This is a genomic window from Bacteroidales bacterium (assembly GCA_029210725.1).
Classification (GTDB): Bacteria; Bacteroidota; Bacteroidia; order Bacteroidales.
This window is the reverse complement of the sequence record JARGFM010000018.1, coordinates 63,034-81,219: the sequence shown is the minus strand read 5'-3', so window position 1 is coordinate 81,219 and position 18,186 is coordinate 63,034. Positions and strand designations below refer to the sequence as shown.

15 protein-coding genes and 1 other RNA gene are annotated in these 18,186 nt (G+C 50.1%); 7 read left to right on the top strand and 9 right to left on the bottom strand.

Annotated features, from left to right (window positions below):
• Nucleotides 1-596 precede the first annotated feature (596 nt).
• Nucleotides 597-3,896: a hypothetical protein gene (locus tag P1P86_11390; GenBank protein MDF1575780.1), complete on the bottom strand. Its 3,300-nt coding sequence runs from the start codon at nt 3,894-3,896 to the stop codon at nt 597-599.
• A 55-nt stretch (nt 3,897-3,951) separates the two neighbouring features.
• Between P1P86_11390 and P1P86_11385 the strand changes: the two genes are divergently transcribed.
• The 3 genes from P1P86_11385 to gap all read left to right on the top strand — a co-directional run bounded on the left by P1P86_11385 (nt 3,952) and on the right by gap (nt 7,044).
• Nucleotides 3,952-4,701: a nitroreductase family protein gene (locus tag P1P86_11385; GenBank protein MDF1575779.1), complete on the top strand. Its 750-nt coding sequence runs from the start codon at nt 3,952-3,954 to the stop codon at nt 4,699-4,701.
• Nucleotides 4,702-5,078: 377 nt separating this feature from the next.
• The gene (locus P1P86_11380) at nt 5,079-5,909 is read left to right on the top strand and encodes a hypothetical protein (protein ID MDF1575778.1); all 831 of its coding nucleotides are present in this window, start codon (nt 5,079-5,081) and stop codon (nt 5,907-5,909) included.
• 121 nt (nt 5,910-6,030) lie between these two features.
• Nucleotides 6,031-7,044, top strand: coding sequence for a type I glyceraldehyde-3-phosphate dehydrogenase (gene gap / locus P1P86_11375; GenBank protein MDF1575777.1), 1,014 nt, complete (start codon nt 6,031-6,033; stop codon nt 7,042-7,044).
• A gap of 185 nt (nt 7,045-7,229) precedes the next feature.
• On the opposite strand, the gene P1P86_11370 is transcribed toward gap, so the two are convergent.
• Together P1P86_11370 and P1P86_11365 are read right to left on the bottom strand one after the other, a co-directional pair.
• A complete protein-coding gene (locus tag P1P86_11370) occupies nt 7,230-7,607 on the bottom strand; it encodes a DUF1987 domain-containing protein (protein ID MDF1575776.1) in 378 nt (125 codons plus the stop codon).
• A gap of 13 nt (nt 7,608-7,620) precedes the next feature.
• On the bottom strand, nt 7,621-8,865 hold the full coding sequence (locus P1P86_11365) for an ABC transporter permease (protein ID MDF1575775.1): 1,245 nt from the start codon (nt 8,863-8,865) through the stop codon (nt 7,621-7,623).
• A 117-nt stretch (nt 8,866-8,982) separates the two neighbouring features.
• On the opposite strand from P1P86_11365, the gene P1P86_11360 reads away from it, so the two are divergent.
• The 4 genes from P1P86_11360 to miaA are packed head-to-tail and all read left to right on the top strand — an operon-like array spanning nt 8,983 to nt 13,798.
• The gene (locus P1P86_11360; protein MDF1575774.1) at nt 8,983-11,247 is read left to right on the top strand and encodes an aconitate hydratase; all 2,265 of its coding nucleotides are present in this window, start codon (nt 8,983-8,985) and stop codon (nt 11,245-11,247) included.
• Between the two features lie 4 nt (nt 11,248-11,251).
• Nucleotides 11,252-12,346, top strand: a complete 1,095-nt coding sequence (locus P1P86_11355; protein MDF1575773.1) for an acyl-CoA reductase — start codon at nt 11,252-11,254, stop codon at nt 12,344-12,346.
• Nucleotides 12,343-12,876, top strand: coding sequence for a hypothetical protein (locus P1P86_11350; protein ID MDF1575772.1), 534 nt, complete (start codon nt 12,343-12,345; stop codon nt 12,874-12,876). Before P1P86_11355 ends, P1P86_11350 begins: the two co-directional genes overlap by 4 nt.
• Nucleotide 12,877: 1 nt before the next feature.
• Nucleotides 12,878-13,798 carry a tRNA (adenosine(37)-N6)-dimethylallyltransferase MiaA gene (miaA, locus tag P1P86_11345; GenBank protein ID MDF1575771.1) on the top strand — a complete coding sequence of 307 codons (921 nt, stop codon included), beginning with the start codon at nt 12,878-12,880 and terminating at the stop codon, nt 13,796-13,798.
• Here the strand turns inward: miaA and P1P86_11340 are convergent.
• From P1P86_11340 to ilvN, 6 genes are all read right to left on the bottom strand, one after another.
• On the bottom strand, nt 13,776-14,768 hold the full coding sequence (locus P1P86_11340) for a glycosyltransferase (protein ID MDF1575770.1): 993 nt from the start codon (nt 14,766-14,768) through the stop codon (nt 13,776-13,778). The two genes, miaA and P1P86_11340, sit on opposite strands and share 23 nt — an antisense overlap.
• Nucleotide 14,769: 1 nt before the next feature.
• Nucleotides 14,770-15,720, bottom strand: coding sequence for a glycosyltransferase family 2 protein (locus P1P86_11335; protein ID MDF1575769.1), 951 nt, complete (start codon nt 15,718-15,720; stop codon nt 14,770-14,772).
• Between the two features lie 14 nt (nt 15,721-15,734).
• Nucleotides 15,735-16,271, bottom strand: a complete 537-nt coding sequence (locus P1P86_11330; GenBank protein ID MDF1575768.1) for a DUF4199 domain-containing protein — start codon at nt 16,269-16,271, stop codon at nt 15,735-15,737.
• A gap of 39 nt (nt 16,272-16,310) precedes the next feature.
• Nucleotides 16,311-16,410, bottom strand: an RNA gene (ffs, locus tag P1P86_11325) — signal recognition particle sRNA small type.
• 98 nt (nt 16,411-16,508) lie between these two features.
• A complete protein-coding gene (gene ilvC / locus P1P86_11320) occupies nt 16,509-17,558 on the bottom strand; it encodes a ketol-acid reductoisomerase (GenBank protein MDF1575767.1) in 1,050 nt (349 codons plus the stop codon).
• A 44-nt stretch (nt 17,559-17,602) separates the two neighbouring features.
• On the bottom strand, nt 17,603-18,160 hold the full coding sequence (gene ilvN / locus P1P86_11315; protein MDF1575766.1) for an acetolactate synthase small subunit: 558 nt from the start codon (nt 18,158-18,160) through the stop codon (nt 17,603-17,605).
• Nucleotides 18,161-18,186: the final 26 nt, after the last annotated feature.

The following is an 18,186-nucleotide window of genomic DNA, read 5'->3' as shown; positions in this document are numbered from 1 at the left end:
ATTATCAAGGAATTTTTGGGCAAAAACAAGCTGGGTTTTACCACTCAGGATGTGATTAGGGCATTCCCGGAATGAAATAGGCTGTACTTAACCAGACTGCTTACAGAAATGCTACGCCAGGGGATGCTGCTTAAAGTAGTACGTGATACATTTCTCATTATTCCTTTTAATGCTAATCCGGAATCCTATGTTCCCGATAGATCCGGAATCCGATGTTCCTGATAGATCCGGAATCCTATGTTCCCGATAGAAACCTTGTGGCTAAATACATCATGCAGAAATAAAGAGCAATTTCGGATTGAAGATCAATGTGGACCCGCTCCTCATTAAGCGGAAAGTCCTTGCTACAAGTTAGTACTCATAATATTAAGGGCCTGCACGTTATTAAGGACCGGCACGCTTATCGTCCTGCCTTTGTTCTTTTTCTCCCTAACTGACACCCTAACAAGATAATGGGACACCCAAAAACATAAAAATCAACCGCCTAAAATGCTGATTTTCTTAATTTTAATAAATCACTCCGAAAGTAGTGATGAAAACAGGTGACCTCCTCCCTGTTTTCTATTCCCGCTCACCTCCTCTGGAGCTCACCGGTATTAATTTAGTTCCGGGACCCTTCCCGGGGTCCAGGGTGCCTTCAGCTGCTCCAGCTGCCGGTCCAGCTCACGGATCTCTTCCACCACTTTCTCCAGCTGTGCCAGTAAGAGCGGAAATTCCTCCCGCAGGATCTCCAGCTGATCGGTTTCGGTTTTGGTCAGTTCCGAAGTGGAGGACCAGTGGGTCCGGATCATTACATTCAGCCTGCGGCTCAGCGGCATATCCATGGGGGGCAGTTCCTCCCAGCTGGCTTTGGCCCGGGGACCGTCCATGGCAAACCGGATATCGCTCAGCAGATCCTCCAGTTCAAACACCTTCCGGCCAGGTTCGGTTCCGGCTTCAGGGGTCTGAGCCAGAGCTCTCTTGATCGCACTGAGCTTCTCTTCCTGCTCCTGGGCCAGGCGCTGAGCGCCGGTCATCACCCTGGAAAGTTCGGAGACCTCTTTCTGGAAGCGTGCCAGCTCCCCAGGATCCTTCACCGGCAGGGAAGCATCCCGCAGCAGTATCGCCTTAAAAGCCACCGGCTCTGACAAGGCGGTCACCTCTCCTTTTTCAAGCAGATCCATTCCCACACTGTAAGATCCAGGCATCACCAGCAGGCCGCTACCACCCGATGAACCCCCTCTTCCCGAAGCTCCCGAAGATACGGGTGAGGTGGAAGAATAGCGAAGGTCCCAGGTCATCCGGCTGATCCCTTTGGAGGCCTTTTTGCTTAGCTTCCTGATCGCGTTGCCATCCTCGCCATAGATGGTGAATATCAGCCGGGCGGCCTCTTCGGCCTCTTCCAGCCTGAGCTCCTCGCAGGTGGGCTGCGGGATCGGCTGCTTCTCTTCGAAAAGCTCCTTCTCCTTTTCCTGCCGTGCAGCCTTCAGTGTTTCAGGCACCTCTTTCAGGTAATAGGTAAAGGTGGCCCCGAAATCCGGATTTCCGGAGGTAAAGAAAGTGGAGCCCTGGCCGTATTTACCACCCGTCTGGATATACATCAGGGCATCGGCCACCGGGAAAATATGGGACGGCCTGCCCAGGACGGCCGGATCCATGGCCAGCTCCCGCAGAGGTGTATAATCATCCAGGACATAGAATCCCCGACCAAAGGTGGCCAGCACCAGGTCCTTCTCCCTTTCCTGGATGGCCATGTCACGCACACTGATGGTGGGCAGGCCCGAGGTAAATTTGGTCCAGGCCCCTCCCCCGTCGATGCTGAAGTAAAAACCAAACTCGGTTCCCACGAAGAGCAATCCGGGCACTTCCGGATCCTGCTCGATGGTATGTACCGTGCCGTTCTCCGGCAGGTTGGCTGATATGCTTACCCAGCTGTTTCCCCGGTCCGTACTTTTTAATACATAGGGTTTAAAATCATCCCGCTTCCGGTTGTCAAAAGTGGCATAGACCACCTGGTCGTCGTACCGGTCGGCCAGCAGATCACTCACATAGGTAAACTCCGGAATTCCGGGGAAGCTTTTTACCTGTTTCCAGTTTTTCCCGCCATCACTGGTGATGGAGATGACCCCGTCATCGGTTCCTGCGTAAAGCAGGTTTTCGTCCAGGCGGGATTCGGAGAGGCTGACGCCGGTTCCCCAGAGGCTGGTGGATACATCTTTCACCACCGCATCCTGGCTCCAGTAATGATCCATTACCGGCCAGGTATTCCGATCCACTCCCGAGCTAAGATCTTCGCTGATCACCTTCCAGGAGTTGCCCCGGTCGTCGGAGCGGAACACCTTATTGGCCATCATATAGATCCGGGTGTAGGAATGGTGACTGATGATCAGGGGAGCGTTCCAGTTCCATTTATAGGTCTCCTCGCCTTTTCGTGGACGCGGCTTAATGCCAATTCCTTCACCGCTCTTCCGGTCATAGCGGTTCGCATTTCCATACTGCGATTCACAATAAATGATATTGGGATCGGTGGGATCCACCGCAACCCAGAATCCGTCCCCGCCCTTGATGGCTTTCCATTCTTCATTGCTAACCCCGGCCGAGCTTTTGTTCATGGAGGGACCGCCCAGGGTATTGTTGTCCTGGGTTCCACCGTATACATGATAAAATGGTTCTTCATTATCCACGAATACCCGGTAAAACTGGGTGACCGGCAGGTTTGATTTAAACAGAAAGGTCTCCCCGCCATCAAAGGTTTCATACACCCCCCCGTCCCCTCCGATCAGGTAATGCCTGGTATCCTGTGGGTCGATCCACAGGGCATGGTCATCCACATGCCGGCCATCGGTACTGATGTTTTTCCAGGTTTTCCCGGCATCCACGGTGACTTTCGATACGGTCTCCATGGAATACACCTTGTTCACATCCACCGGGTCGCAGTAAATCTCGTTGTAATACTGGCCACTGGCATGATGATCGCTCATTTTTTCCCAGGAGGCCCCCCGGTTATCCGAGCGGAAAAATCCGCCCTTGTCTTCTGCAGCCTCCACAATCAGGTAGACCACATTGCGGTCGGCCGGTGAAACGGCGATGCCCATGCCCCCGATATGCACATCGGGAAGTCCCTTCATGGATTTCGTCCAGCTTTCCCCCCCGTCCAGGGAGCGGTAGACCGCCGACTCGGGACCACCGCCTATTTTGGTAAAAACATGGCGCCTGCGCTGCTCGCTGGTGGCATACATCACATCAGGATCCACCGGATCTATCACCACGTTATTTACTCCTGTATTTACACTGATTTCCAGCACTTTCTTCCAGGTCTCCCCTCCGTCGGTGCTTTTAAACAAACCGCGATCACCACCAGGCCCCCAGGCCGATCCTTCGGCCGCCACAAATACCACATTGGAATTGCGCGGATCCACTACGATTCCTCCGATCTGGCGAGACTCTTTCAGCCCCATGTTCTTCCACGACTCCCCTCCGTCCTCCGATTTGTAGACGCCATCACCGTATCCCAGGGCACGCTGGTGATTGTTTTCCCCGGTACCCAGCCAGAGCAGGTTTGGATTGTTGGGATCCATGGTGATCACCCCGGTGGAATAAGAAGCATATTTTTCAAATACCGGCTTGAAGGTGGTTCCGTTGTTTACGGTTTTCCAGACATTTCCGGAAGAGATGGCCACATACCATTCACTGTGGTCCTGCGGGTTGACTGCAAAATCGGACACGCGGCCGGAAGTCATGGCCGGACCGATGCTGCGCCATTTTAGTCCGGAAAGCAGACCGGCGTCGATCCCCTCCGTTTTTTCTTCCTCCTGGTTTTTCTTTTTCTGTGCATTCAAGTCCACCGGGCTGACCATCAAAGCCATAGCAAGACAAACAGCTATCCAAAAAGAGCTGTTACATTTTATCGTTTTCATAAAATTGGGAATTTTAGACCTTAAATATCACTATTTTTATAGAAAATTCAAGGATATGACCGACACTTTGCTTAAGCACAGGACCATCCGGAAATACTTGCCGGATCCCATCCCCAATACGATCCTTCAATACATTCTGGAAGCCGGAACCCGTGCCTCCACTACCGGGAATATGCAGCTCTATTCCATTGTGGTCACCACAGAGGAAGGGATCAAAGAGGAGCTTTCCCCCTGTCACTTTAACCAGGGCATGATCAGGGAGGCCCCCGTGGTACTCACTTTTTGTGCCGACTTTAACCGCTTTAACCTTTGGTGCAGGCAGCGTCAGGCAGAACCGGGCTACGATAACTTTCTCTCCTTTTTTACGGCAGCCATCGACGCCCTGCTGGTGGCCCAGAATGTGTGTGTGGCCGCAGAAGATGCCGGCCTGGGCATCTGCTACCTGGGTACTACGACCTATATGGCAGGGAAGATTATTGAGATCCTGGATCTGCCCCGCGGAGTGGTGCCGGTTACCACGGTAAGCGTGGGATATCCCGGTGAGTGGCCCGAACTTACCGACCGCCTTCCCCTGGAGGCTGTGGTACACCAGGAAAAATACCACGAGTATAAGAGGGAGGATATTGATGCCTGCTACAGGGAGAAGGAGTTAATGCCCACTTATCAGTCGTTCATCAAAGAACATAACAAAGAGACCCTGGCACAGGTATTTACGGATGTTCGCTATAAAAAGGATGATAATATCCTGTTTTCCAAATCCTTACTTGAAGTTTTAAGAAAACAGGGCTTTATGAATCATCCATAAAAAACAAAGATTCGTATAACTTTTTTCAACAGCTTACGTTATAGGCTAATAGAGCCATGTTTTTTTTTATAAGATATGTCCTATATTTGTAGAGCACCGATCCCGGATCAAAACCGATGAACCATGAAAAGAGCAGTGATCATTTTAGCAGTAGTATTCGCAGCAGGTATCCTGATGAGCTCGTGTAACAAACATGTTTGCCCTGCTTACAGCCAGGTTGACACAGAGCAGACACTGCCCAAGGGGTAGAACTGATCCGGGAATTCCATTCCAGATATCTTAAGATTTACCCCCGGTAAATCTTTTTTTTTGTCCACTCTCCAACTTTTCCCTCCGATATTTCGTTATTTTGCATGGAGTTTGCGGGTCAACATGCAATGAGAAGAGCCAATATATTCATCCTGGTATGTGTGCTTACTTCGGGCTCACTCTGGGCACAGGGAGAGATCGATGAGCAGATGCGGGTGATGCTCCGGGATGAGAGCACCTTTGCCGCTTACCTTAACTCCAACGGATTCGGGGTAAATTACCGTTATGGATTCTGGAGGAACGCCCGGAACCAGTTCATTCTGGATGGTGACTTTGCCTATGTCAAACACCCCAAAGAAATTAAATCCTTGTTTTCCTATAACTATTCATCGTACCGCTATGTATATGGAAAGCAAAACCTCTTCTGGGAATTGAAAGGAATGGCCGGATGGCAAAAAGAACTCTACCGGAAAATTGACCGGAACGGGATCTCGGTCCGGTGGTACTATGCGGGCGGACTATCCGTCGGATTTACCAAACCCATATACTACCGGGTATTCACCACATCCACCATCGGGGAAATCATTGACGAAGAGTACCTGAAATTTGATCCCGGAATTCACCAGGCGGATATAGGAGGGCGCGGCCCCTTCTTTATGGGCTTCAACGAGATCAGGCTTATTCCAGGCTTAACAGGGAAAACCGGTTTAAGCTTCGAATACAGCCAGAAGGATGCCATTCTTCACGCCCTGGAGGTCGGGGTAATCCTTACCGTATATCCCAAAGAGGTTCCCATCATGGCCACCGAACAGAATAATTTTTTCTTTGTTACCCTGAACGTGGGTTACAGGTTCGGTCGAATTATTGATATCAGTGAAGCTGCCCGTTCGAAAAGCTGGAAGGAGAAGAGAGCGGAACGGAAAGCAGCAGAATCCGCCCAGCCTTACCCCATCTTTTAAATCTTAAAAAAATCCCGTATTGATCCTTACTGTGTTTTGCCATTTTGATATAATTGCGTAAATTTGCAATCCTGTTATTTCAAAAACAATCTTATATCGTAATCATTTAATAATAAAAAACATGGGAAAAATTAAAGTTGGTATTAACGGATTTGGCCGGATCGGACGATTGGTCTTCAGAGTAGCTGCTGAAATGCCTGAGTTTGAAGTGGTAGGCATCAATGATCTGATCGACGTGGATTATATCGCCTATATGCTCAAATATGACTCTACTCACGGTCGTTTCAAGGGAACTGTTGAGGTTAAGGACGGGAACCTTATTGTAAATGGTTCTGCCATCAGGGTGACTGCAGAAAGGAATCCTGCAGATCTGAAGTGGGATGCCGTCGGAGCCGAGTATGTGATAGAATCCACCGGACTGTTCCTTACGAAAGAGAGTGCGCAGGGCCATATCAATGCCGGAGCAAAAAAAGTGATTATGTCTGCTCCCTCCAAAGATGATACTCCCATGTTTGTGATGGGAGTAAATCATAAGAAGTACAGCAGCGATATGGACTTTGTATCTAATGCTTCCTGTACCACCAACTGCCTGGCTCCGATTGCCAAGGTGTTAAACGATAAGTTTGGCATTGTGGAAGGTCTGATGACCACCGTACATGCCACCACAGCTACCCAGAAAACCGTTGACGGACCCTCCATGAAGGACTGGAGAGGCGGACGCGGGGCCGGACAGAATATCATTCCCTCCTCTACCGGTGCTGCCAAAGCGGTTGGGAAAGTAATTCCCGAGCTGAACGGGAAGCTCACTGGCATGGCCTTCAGGGTTCCCACCCCCAACGTATCTGTGGTTGACCTCACTGTCCGCCTGGACAAAGGGGCTTCCTATAAGGAAGTATGTGCCGCTATGAAAGAGGCCAGCGAGGGTGAACTGAAAGGTGTTCTCGGTTATACAGAAGAAGCGGTTGTATCCAATGACTTCCTGGGTGAATTATGTACTTCATTTTTCGATGCAGGTGCCGGGATCGGCCTGAATGACAATTTCGTGAAAGTTGTCAGCTGGTACGACAACGAAATGGGTTATTCTGCCAAAGTTGTAGAGCTTCTGTTACACATGAACAGTGTGGATCATGCATAAATACCTTCTTTCATGATACAAGCATGGGGAGCCCTTACAGGCTCCCTTTTTTTATTGCTGACTGGCATATTCCAGCATGGAGGATGGGGAAGTCGATAAAGGTATGAAGCGAGGGGCGGACATAAAGTAAAAAAGGCCATACTTGTAAGTACAGCCTGCATACATGGACTTGCTGTTACAGAACCCTAATAATACTCGATGTGCTCAAAGGGAATCTGTATGGTCTGCTCATAATGAATTCCCAGCTCTTCAATGGATTCGTCCCCTTCTTCAAAATACCAGAGGATCTTTACATCCTTTCCCGAGTCGTGGTTGATTTTCATAATCCGTAAAAGCTCAAGCATATATTTTGATGAGCCACTATTGATGTATTCCAGTTTGATGCTCATGACTGTACGTTCAACAGGATTCAGAAAATACTCATTGATCCAGTCAATCAAGCTCTCAAAAAACTCACCCGGATCTTCCGGGATCGATCTTCCCTCGATGGAGAGTTCCCCTGTATCAGTGATAAACTCCACTTCCGGAGAGTTGAATGTCTTTTTCAAAAAAAGGTCTTCCATCTGCAACTCAGATTTATTCGTAACGAAGTGCAAGAATCGGATCCAGTTTCGAAGCCTTTACAGCCGGGAAATACCCTGAAACCACCCCTACTACGAAACACAAAACGATCCCGGTAAAAATCCATTTCCACGGGATAATAAAGCTTGAATCGATGGCTAAAGATACACCATTTCCAATTACAATTCCTAACAAAATACCCACAACAGCACCCATCTGTCCAATTACAACGGCTTCATAAAGAAACTGCCGTTTGATCATCACAGATTTAGCTCCCAGAGCCTTACGGGTTCCTATCTCCTTGGTTCTCTCAGTGACCGAGACCAGCATAATATTCATCAATCCGATAACAGCTCCCATCAGAGTGATCAGTCCAATGATGGTGGCTGCCATGGTTACCTTCTTCATATTTTCTATGAGCATCTGGGCTAGCTGATCGCTCTGAGTAATATTAAAATCCGTTTCATCCCTGGCATCGAGTCTTCTGACTCGCCGGAAAACTCCTTCAGCTTCCGATACAGAAACCTCCAGCATCTGGGGCGAAAGGGGCATCACGTTGATGGAGTATTGCATCTGAGGCCTAGAAAAATACTGTCTGACATTGGTGTAGGGAATCAGGCAGGTCCGGTCGGTTCCCATATTCCCCGAATTTCCCCTGGACTTCAGCACCCCTACAACCCGGTAACGCCCTTTTCCTACCGAAATAAAACGGTTCAGGGGGTCCTGGTTTTTATCAAAGGCATCGCGGGCCACATCGGCTCCAATAATGACAATGTTCGAGTTCTCCCGGATATCCCCCGCTGTGAAATTTCTCCCTTTCTCGACTTCATAGCCTGCCGTAAAAATATAGTCTTCGTCCACCCCCAGCACAGAGGTGTTTGGATTGGATTTATAGGATTTGTACTTGACGACCGAACTTCCCGAGGCTCTGGTCCAGATGGAAACTCTGCCCGGAAGTTCGTACAGTTCCTTAAACTCCTGGGCCTGCTTATGGGAGATAAATTCGTGATTCTTTCTGCGATAGGACTGGTTCCCGATCTGTACCCGCATGGATCTCGATTCGATGGTAAAGGTATTGGCTCCCATCAGGCTGAAGGATTCGGTCAGAGTGAATTTAATGGAATCGATAGCCGTCAGGATGCCAACCAGCGCCATGATTCCAAAGGCAATGATCATAACGGTCAGGATCGTTCTCAGCAGATTGGTCCTGATCGATTTCATCGCAATTCTGACATTTTCAAAAAACATGGCCCACTTCATCGATCAAATATTTGGAAAGCACAATAAAAGTATAAAAATCTGAACAATCTGCAGGCTATAATGTCAGGCATACAGAGCATTTTCCAATATATTTACAAAAAAAACAAAATAAGCCCCATGACTTTCGACTTTGAAATGATTCAAAAAGCCTACCAGGCTCTTCCGGGCAGAATTGAAGCTGCCCGGAAAATTCTTCAGAAACCAATGACCCTTACAGAAAAAATCCTCTATGGCCACCTGTTTAACCAGGCTCCGGAACGCCCTTATAAACGGGGCGAAGACTATGTGGATTTTTCCCCGGACCGGGTAGCCATGCAGGATGCTACCGCCCAAATGGCCCTCCTGCAGTTTATGCAGGCAGGAAAGGCAAAGGTGGCCGTTCCCTCCACGGTTCATTGCGACCATCTGATCCAGGCAAAATCAGGAGCCCTCGAGGATCTGAAAACCGCCATGACGACCAATCAGGAAGTATTCGATTTCCTGGGAAGTGTATCCAATAAATACGGAATCGGTTTCTGGAAACCCGGTGCCGGAATTATTCACCAGGTGGTCCTGGAGAATTATGCTTTCCCGGGAGGTATGATGATCGGTACGGACTCTCATACGGTAAATGCCGGCGGTCTGGGAATGGTAGCTATCGGGGTTGGCGGAGCCGACGCGGTGGATGTGATGGCCGGCTTGCCCTGGGAACTCAAATTTCCAAAACTGGTGGGTGTAAAGCTGAGCGGTAAACTGAATGGATGGACCTCGGCCAAGGACGTGATCCTTAAAGTGGCAGGCATCCTAACCGTTAACGGGGGGACCGGAAAGATCCTGGAGTACTTTGGCGAAGGTGCCGGCTCCATTTCCTGCACGGGGAAAGGCACCATATGTAATATGGGTGCGGAGATCGGCGCCACCACCTCCCTCTTTGGATACGATCAGAAAATGAGAGAGTACCTTGCAGGCACGGGCAGATCCGATGTGGTAGAAGAAGCCGACCGGGTTTCCGGGCACCTCAGTGGCGATCCCGAGGTCTACGCCCGTCCGGAGCTTTACTTCGACGAGGTAATAGAGATCGATCTCTCAACCCTGGAGCCACACATTAACGGCCCCTTCACCCCCGACAAGGCCTGGCCCATTTCAGAATTTGCCGAAGCAGTGGAAAAAGAAGCGTATCCGGCAAAACTTGAAGTGGGACTGATCGGTTCGTGTACCAACTCGTCCTATGAAGACATTACCAGGGCTGCATCGGTGGCCCGGCAGGCCAGCGAGAAAAAACTAAAGGCAGTCTCCGAATTTACGATAACTCCCGGCTCAGAACAGGTCCGCTTTACCATTGAGCGGGACGGGCTTATCCAGTCCTTTGAAGAGATTGGAGGTTTGGTCCTGGCCAATGCCTGCGGGCCCTGTATCGGACAGTGGGCCAGGCACGGAGCTGAGAAGCAGGAGAAAAATTCCATCATCACCTCCTTCAACCGCAACTTCGCCAAACGTAATGACGGGAATCCCAACACTCACTCTTTTGTGGCCTCTCCGGAAATAGTCACAGCCATGGCCATTGCAGGGGATCTGCGTTTCAACCCACTGACTGATACTTTAATAAACGAAGATGGAGTGGAGGTGAAACTGGATGAGCCCCAGGGCCTCGAGCTCCCGCTGAAGGGTTTTGCAGTGGAAGACAACGGCTACCTGGCTCCCGCCAGGGACGGCAGCCAGGTGAAGATAGAAGTCGATCCCGCCTCCAGGCGTTTGCAGCTTCTTACTCCCTTCGAACCCTGGGACGGAGAGGACCTGACCGGTTTGCATCTGCTCATCAAGGCCAAGGGAAAGTGTACTACGGATCATATCTCCATGGCCGGGCCCTGGTTGCGTTTCAGGGGACACCTCGATAATATCTCCGACAATATGCTGATCGGAGCGGTAAATGCTGCGAACGATCAGACCAATTCGGTCCTGAACCACTTATCGGGAAAATATGAACCCGTGCCGGCCACAGCCAGGGCATATAAGGCCCGGGGAATCGGCTCCATCGTTGTGGGAGATGAAAACTACGGGGAAGGCTCCTCCAGGGAACATGCAGCCATGGAGCCCAGGCATCTGGGCGTCAGGGTGGTGCTGGTAAAATCCTTTGCAAGGATCCACGAAACCAACCTGAAGAAGCAGGGTATGCTGGGGCTCACTTTTCAGAATAAGGAGGACTATGATCTGGTGCAGGAGGGCGACATGGTGGATGTCCTGGGTCTCAAGAAGCTGGCTCCGGGGGAAGCGCTTGAAATCCGCCTGCATCACCCCGATGGCAGCACCGACCACTTCAAAGCCAATCATACGCTTAATCAAAACCAGATTGCATGGTTCAGGGCCGGATCGGCTTTGAACCTGATCAGCCAGGAAAACAGCTAATACTTTGCATACCAAGGCCTCATTTATCACGGCATTGGCCCGTCTGGGCAAATTTCTGAGACAGTTCCCTGATGGAACCGCTCCACATGAGATTCATCCGGAATCCGGACTGGAAAAGCTGAACAGTCTCCATTTTACAGCTTTTTCTGAAATCCTGGAAAATGAACCTGTGCTGAATCCCTGGTTTACCAGGGAGGCTTTAATGAAGTCCCTTACAGGAATTGCCGCCATGCTGGAAGAGGAGGTGCTTCGAAAATGGCTCGATCCCTATTGGAACAAAACAGGTTCTTTCAAAGCATCGCTGACTGTAGGGCTGATCCTGGCCGGGAACATTCCCCTGGTTGGATTCCATGATATACTGTGTGTTCTGGCCAGCGGTCACAAGGTCCTGGCCAAACCCTCCTCCAAAGACAGTCGCCTGATCAGAATAGTGGCGGAGCTATTATCTGACATAGACCGGGAGCTGGGCAATAAAATCGAATTTGCCGGTGAAAAGCTCACCGGTATGGATGCCGTTATTGCCACAGGCAGCAATCAAAGTGCCCGGTATTTTGAATACTACTTCAGGAACATTCCTCATATCATCAGGAAAAACAGGAATGGCGTAGCAGTACTTAGCGGAAATGAATCCGAAGCGGAACTGGCCGCGCTGGGTGATGATATCTTCACCTACTTCGGTATGGGCTGTCGCAATGTGACTAAACTCTACATCCCACAAACCTACGACCTGAAGATCCTGCTGGCTGTTCTGGACAGATTCCAGCACCTGTACCAGCACAACAAATACGGGAACAATGTGGACTACTACCGGACCATTTACCTGATGAACCTGGTGGATTTCCTCGATAACGGGATCCTGCTGTTAAAGGAGGATCCCTCCGTTGCCAGTCCGGTTGGAGTTGTTTTTTATGAAAGATATTCAGATCTTGGCTTTGTACAAAAAGAGCTGGAGCTGCACAAAGAAGAGATCCAGTGTGTCGTTTCGACAAACCCGGAAATCGAAGGGGCGATCCTGCCGGGATCCACTCAGGAACCGATGCCCTGGGATTATGCCGATGGAGTGGATACCATCCGGTTTTTAATGGAACTTGAAAGATGATCTTTCTCTTCAGAATTATCAGCAGCGAGAACCCTGACTTTCTCAGGGATCTGGTAGCAGAAGGTTCGGATACATTTCTGGAACTGCACCAGGTTCTTCAGAAAGAACTGGGTTACGATCCCACTCAGCTGGCTTCTTTTTTCATAACCAGTGACTACTGGGAAAAAGAACGGGAGATCACATTGATCGATATGAACCAGGATCCTTCTATCGAGACCTTTACCATGGAACAGGTCACCCTGGAGGAGCACCTCGGGGAGCCTGGTCAGCGTTTGCTCTATCTTTTCGATTTCTTTACTGACCGGGCCTTTTTCATAGAACTTATTGAAATCTCCGATGAGATTTCAACCCGTCCCACCCCATTTATCGGTCACAGAAAAGGGGACCCTCCGCCACAGCTTGCGCTCGATCTTTTGATGAACGATACTCCTGAATATGAAAGTGATGACCCCATGGATAATCCCGATAACCTCCGGATCGACGACCTGGACCCGGGAATGCTCGATGACGGACTGAGTGAAGACTACTAAAATGAAGAAAACACTGGTGGTACTGGCCGGTCCGACGGCAGTGGGGAAAACTTCCTGTGGAATCGGGCTTGCCCGCCATTTCGGAACCGAGATCATATCGGCAGATTCCAGGCAGATCTACCGGGAAACCACCATTGGTACAGCCGTACCCTCACCGGAAGAGCAGGCACTGGTTAAACACCACTTTGTCCAGATGGTTTCCGTGAAGGAACGTTATAATGCCAGCATTTATGAAAACCAGGTACTGGCCAGACTTGAAATTCTTTTTCAGAAGCACGATCTGGTTTTGATGGTCGGTGGATCCGGGCTCTATATTGATGCTGTCTGCGAGGGGATCGACGAACTGCCACAAGCGGATCTCCTTCTTCGGAAAGAACTCCGGGAGAGATTGGAACAAGAGGGCCTGGAAGCGCTTACGGGGCAATTGCAGACTCTTGATCCGGCCTCTTATGAAAAGCTGGACCTGAAAAATCCCATGCGGGTACTCAAGGCTCTGGAGGTTTCCATTCAGACCGGACTTCCTTATTCCTCTTTTCTTTCGGCCACCCGGAAAGACCGTCCATTCCGGATTCTCCGGGTCGCACTGGATATGGACAGGGAGAAGCTTTATATGCGGATCAACCGGCGGGTGGATCTGATGATGAAGGCCGGCCTGCTGGAGGAGGCAAGACACTTGCATCACCTGAAGGGATACAGTGCTATGAAAACAGTGGGGTACCGGGAACTGTTCAGGGTTCTGGAAGGAGAGCTGTCCCTGAACGAAGGAGTGGATCTTATCAAACGGAATACCAGAAAGTTTGCCAGGAAACAACTTACCTGGCTCCGGAAAGAAAACCGCTACCAGTGGTTCCATCCAGGTCCCGGTAACGCGATCATCGCCTGGATAGAAAGTGAGTTGGCTACTTGTAAAAACTCTGGCTGAAAGCCGTATATTCGTCCCTTCCCAAAATGATTCGCCTCCAGAATGCCGTCAGAAACCCGGTTCCGTAGCCAAGAAGTTGTATATAACTGGTTGCCACAGCCAACATTCCGGTAAAAATGCTCCGGGTCCTTACCGTTGCAGCCACAAAAAGCAGGAGTATATGGCACAGAACAGGCACCACCAGGAACCAGGAAATCAGGACGGACAGAAGCAGCAAGAACAGCAGGGCCAGGGTAAAAAGAGCAGGAGCGGCATGAACCAGCTTCAGGGTACCCGGGTGTCTTTTCTGCAGGTTGATCCTGGCAATTCCGGAGTTATGGACCTGTTTAAAAAACTGCCTCAGGCTGGTCCTTCGTTTATGGTATACAAAGGCCTCCCTGATCAGCTGGGTGCTGAAGCCCTTCTCCAGGATCCGGATGCTGAGGTCCACGTCCTCTCCGAATCGCATGACAGAGAATCCTCCGCTTGCCTCGAATACCTTCCTGGAGAAGCCCATATTAAAACTGCGCGGATGAAACTTTTCCATTCTTTCGTTCCCTCCCCGGATCCCTCCGGTTGTCAGGATGGAAGTCATGGAGAAGTCAATCGCTTTCTGCAGCCTGGTAAAATCTGAATGTGCCCGGTCGGGCCCGCCAAAAGCATCCGAATAATTATTTTCCAGAGTCTCCTTTACAATTTTCAGGTAGCCCTCAGGCAGGATACAATCTGAATCCAGGAAAATCAAATACTCCCCTGTTGCTTTTTCACAACCAAAGTTACGGCTTGGACCCGGACCCGAATTATCCTTGTAGAAGTAGCTGATATCCATCCGTTCACGGAAGTCAGCAATTACGGACTCGCTGCTCTGGATGGAGCCGTCCTCCACAATGATCACTTCGAAATCCTGGTCGCTTTGACGGGAAAGGCTCCCGAGAAGCTCTGCCGTCTCCCCGGGCCTGTTAAATACCGGAATAATGAAAGATATCCTCACCTTAGATCTCCTTCTCCACCTCGTATTTATTACGCTCTGCCGAGTTCCGGGATACCAGTTCTCCCAGGAAACCACCAATAAACAGCAGGGTACCCATGATCATACTGGCCAGTCCAATATAAAAGAAGGCACTATCAGCAATCAGACGCTGGGGAATATGCTTAATCAGGGCAATCAGCTTATCAATGCCCAGGTATATAGCCATCCCCAGTCCCACTATGAACATCAGTGAGCCCAGGGCTCCGAAAAGATGCATGGGCTTTTTCCCGAAGCGTGTCAGGAAGGAGACCGTCAGCAGATCCAGGAAGCCATTGATAAAACGGTTCATCCCGAATTTAGTGACTCCGTATTTCCGCTTATGGTGCTGGACCACCTTCTCCCCGATACGCGTAAAACCATTGCCCTTGGCCAGAACCGGAATATAGCGGTGCATATCGCCGTAAACTTCCACACTCCTGGCTACATTGAGCCGGTAAGCCTTCAATCCGCAGTTAAAGTCGTGAAGCCTGATCCCGCTTACCTTCCGGGCTGCCCAATTGAACAGTTTGGTGGGGACCCGCTTTCTCAGGAAGGGATCAAAACGCTTTTTTTTCCATCCGCTCACCACATCATAGCCCTCCTCCAGGATCATCCGGCGCATTTCCGGAATCTCTTCCGGGCTGTCCTGCAAATCCGCATCCATGGTGATAACCACTTCGCCCTTTGCTGCACCAAAGCCCGTATGAAGAGCAGCCGACTTCCCATAGTTCCGCCGGAACCTGATCCCCCGGAGATTTGGATTGCTTTTCTTTAGTGATTTAATCAGCTCCCATGATCCATCAGTGCTTCCGTCATCCACCAGGATCAGTTCGTAGGAGAGTCCGTTTTCGCTAAGAACGCGGTCGATCCAGGCGCACAATTCTGGAATAGACTCCTCTTCGTTAAACAGGGGAACAACAATGGAAACATTCATGGAAGGGGCTCCTCTTAAACCGGAGTAACTACATCCTTTTCCTTCTTGATAAAGGCTGCAACAATCAGTCCGATAAAGGCATTCACTATGGGGCCGAAGATCAGGGCCATTTTTACCATATACCCTACCGTCATGCGCTGCTCCATCTTTTCAAGAATATCGTCGTACATGCTCTCCGGTATTCTGGAATTGCTCATGATCTTTTCTTCTGCTGCAATCCGGATCTGATCCACAAGGCCCGGATCAATCACTGTAAAAAGCAGGTAGGAATAGATGGCACTGATCATGGTGGAGATAATACCGGCTGAGACCAGCACCATGATAAAGATCTGTCCAAAACTTGCATATCCTCCCAGGTAAGTATTACGGTACTGAATCATTAAGTATACCAACAGGACAACGGAGATCAGCGTGGTGACCCAGCTGGTCCAGTTTTCGGTGGCCATGCCGATGAAATAGAAAACCAGAGAAAGGAAAACAGATACAAAACCAAGAATGACCCCGTAAATCAGGGCTGGTTTCCAAAAAGGTGCTTTAACATTTTCTTCCATGATTTAAGACTCTTATTGTTAGGTAATTAGTGTTAAAAAAACGGGCAAGCTACTTATATCGCACCGCTACAACCGCGTACCCTTGCTACCTTCCGGTCCTGGGGGAATTGAGCAGGAGCTGGTCGTATAAGACTTGCCCGAACGGCAAATTTAAGAAGAAAAAGCGGTTCTAGCAATATCCCGGGGGATATACCGGAACCGCTTTCCGTGCTTCATACCCTGAAAAGGCTCCTGCTCTTAGTTTTTATTGGGTCTCAGGCTCCGTACAGTAGCTCCTGCCTGCCACATCTCCGATTCCCTGAGCTCCTTCAGCTCCACTTCCAGGTGATCCTTATAATCTGCGCCACTGGTCTTTTCCAGTACTACTTTGGTCTCTTCGCCACTCTTCACCCTCTTATAGAGATCATGGAACACCGGAAGGGTAGCCTCTTTGAATTTGGGTTTCCAGTCCAGGGCACCCCTCTGGGCCGTGGCGCTGCAATTGCTGTACATCCAGTCCATGCCGTTCTCATCCACCAGGCGGATCAGACTCTGAGTCAGCTCCTCCACGGTTTCATTGAATGCCTCCGAAGGAGAATGTCCATTCTCCCTGAGCACCTGGTACTGAGCCTCCATGATTCCTGCCAGGGCACCCATCAGCACACCACGCTCACCGGTAAGATCGCTGAACACTTCATCTTCAAAAGTGGTCGGAAAGAGATAACCCGATCCGATCCCGATTCCCAGGGCCAGGGTACGCTCCACAGCGTTCCCGGTGTAGTCCTGGAAGACGGCATAACTGGAGTTGATACCGGTTCCCGCCAGAAAATTACGTCTTACACTGGTTCCGGAACCCTTGGGAGCCACCAGGATCACATCCACATTCGCGGGAGGGATCACCCCGGTCTGCTCTTTGTAGGTAACAGAGAAGCCATGGGAGAAGTAAAGCGCATCGCCCTCTTTCAGACAGGGCTTCAGCCGGGGCCATACAGCGCGTTGGGCCGCATCCGAGACCAGGTACTGGATCACGGTAGCTTTCTCTGCTGCTTCCTCGATAGGAAATAGAGATTCGCCCGGAACAAAACCGTCTTTGACCGCCCGGTCCCAGTCGGCTTTAAACTCAGGGGCCTGACCGATGATCACCTGCATCCCGTTGTCTTTCAGGTTCAGTGCCTGGGCGGGGCCCTGCACGCCGTATCCGATGATTGCAATTACTTCATCCTTGAGCACCTTCTGTGCTTTCGAAAGGGGAAATTCTTCCCGGGTTACGACATTCTCCTCAACGCCGCCAAAATTCAATTTTGCCATTTTTAAATCATGTTAATATGTGAATATGCGTTTTACTTCAACAGTTAATAGGTTACGGTATCATTGGCCGTCACCTCGTGGTGCCGGTCGATCTCCTTCAGATAGGAGGATATCTCCTTGATCTGCTTGGTGAGGGCAATACGGCCCGAACGGGCAAACTGGAGGATTCCATAGGGCTCCAGGGCCCGGAACAGTTGCCTGGTTTCGTCTTTGTGCCCGGTCTTTTCCACAACGATATATTCGGGCTCGATGGTCAGAATCCTGGCATTGTGCAGCCTGATCAGGCTCTCCACCTCGTCGCCATTGGCAAAGGCCTCGGTAGGCACCTTGTAAAGGGCAATCTCCTGGTAAACAATTTCATCCAGGGTATGATAGAAGGCTTTAAGAATTCCGATCTGCTTTTCAATCTGCTTGGTTACCACTTTGGCCATGGCCTCGGTGGCCTGGATCACGATAGTGAACCGGTAGATTCCCCTGACCTCCGATTCGGAGGTATTGAGACTTTCAATATTGATCTTCCGCCTGGAAAAGATCACGGTAATCCGGTGCAGGAGCCCCACTTTGTGCTCACTGAAAACCGATATGGTATATTCCTTTTTCATCGCTTATTTTTTTTTGAATTGAGTTT

What these genes read in the sequence shown, in the direction of transcription:
- P1P86_11390 (MDF1575780.1), bottom strand. Translation starts at nt 3,896, where the DNA reads ATGAAAACGATAAAATGTAACAGCTCTTTTTGGATAGCTGTTTGTCTT.
- P1P86_11385 (MDF1575779.1), top strand. Translation starts at nt 3,952, where the DNA reads ATGACCGACACTTTGCTTAAGCACAGGACCATCCGGAAATACTTGCCG.
- P1P86_11380 (MDF1575778.1), top strand. Translation starts at nt 5,079, where the DNA reads ATGAGAAGAGCCAATATATTCATCCTGGTATGTGTGCTTACTTCGGGC.
- gap (MDF1575777.1), top strand. Translation starts at nt 6,031, where the DNA reads ATGGGAAAAATTAAAGTTGGTATTAACGGATTTGGCCGGATCGGACGA.
- P1P86_11370 (MDF1575776.1), bottom strand. Translation starts at nt 7,607, where the DNA reads ATGGAAGACCTTTTTTTGAAAAAGACATTCAACTCTCCGGAAGTGGAG.
- P1P86_11365 (MDF1575775.1), bottom strand. Translation starts at nt 8,865, where the DNA reads ATGAAGTGGGCCATGTTTTTTGAAAATGTCAGAATTGCGATGAAATCG.
- P1P86_11360 (MDF1575774.1), top strand. Translation starts at nt 8,983, where the DNA reads ATGACTTTCGACTTTGAAATGATTCAAAAAGCCTACCAGGCTCTTCCG.
- P1P86_11350 (MDF1575772.1), top strand. Translation starts at nt 12,343, where the DNA reads ATGATCTTTCTCTTCAGAATTATCAGCAGCGAGAACCCTGACTTTCTC.
- miaA (MDF1575771.1), top strand. Translation starts at nt 12,878, where the DNA reads ATGAAGAAAACACTGGTGGTACTGGCCGGTCCGACGGCAGTGGGGAAA.
- P1P86_11335 (MDF1575769.1), bottom strand. Translation starts at nt 15,720, where the DNA reads ATGAATGTTTCCATTGTTGTTCCCCTGTTTAACGAAGAGGAGTCTATT.
- P1P86_11330 (MDF1575768.1), bottom strand. Translation starts at nt 16,271, where the DNA reads ATGGAAGAAAATGTTAAAGCACCTTTTTGGAAACCAGCCCTGATTTAC.
- ilvC (MDF1575767.1), bottom strand. Translation starts at nt 17,558, where the DNA reads ATGGCAAAATTGAATTTTGGCGGCGTTGAGGAGAATGTCGTAACCCGG.
- ilvN (MDF1575766.1), bottom strand. Translation starts at nt 18,160, where the DNA reads ATGAAAAAGGAATATACCATATCGGTTTTCAGTGAGCACAAAGTGGGG.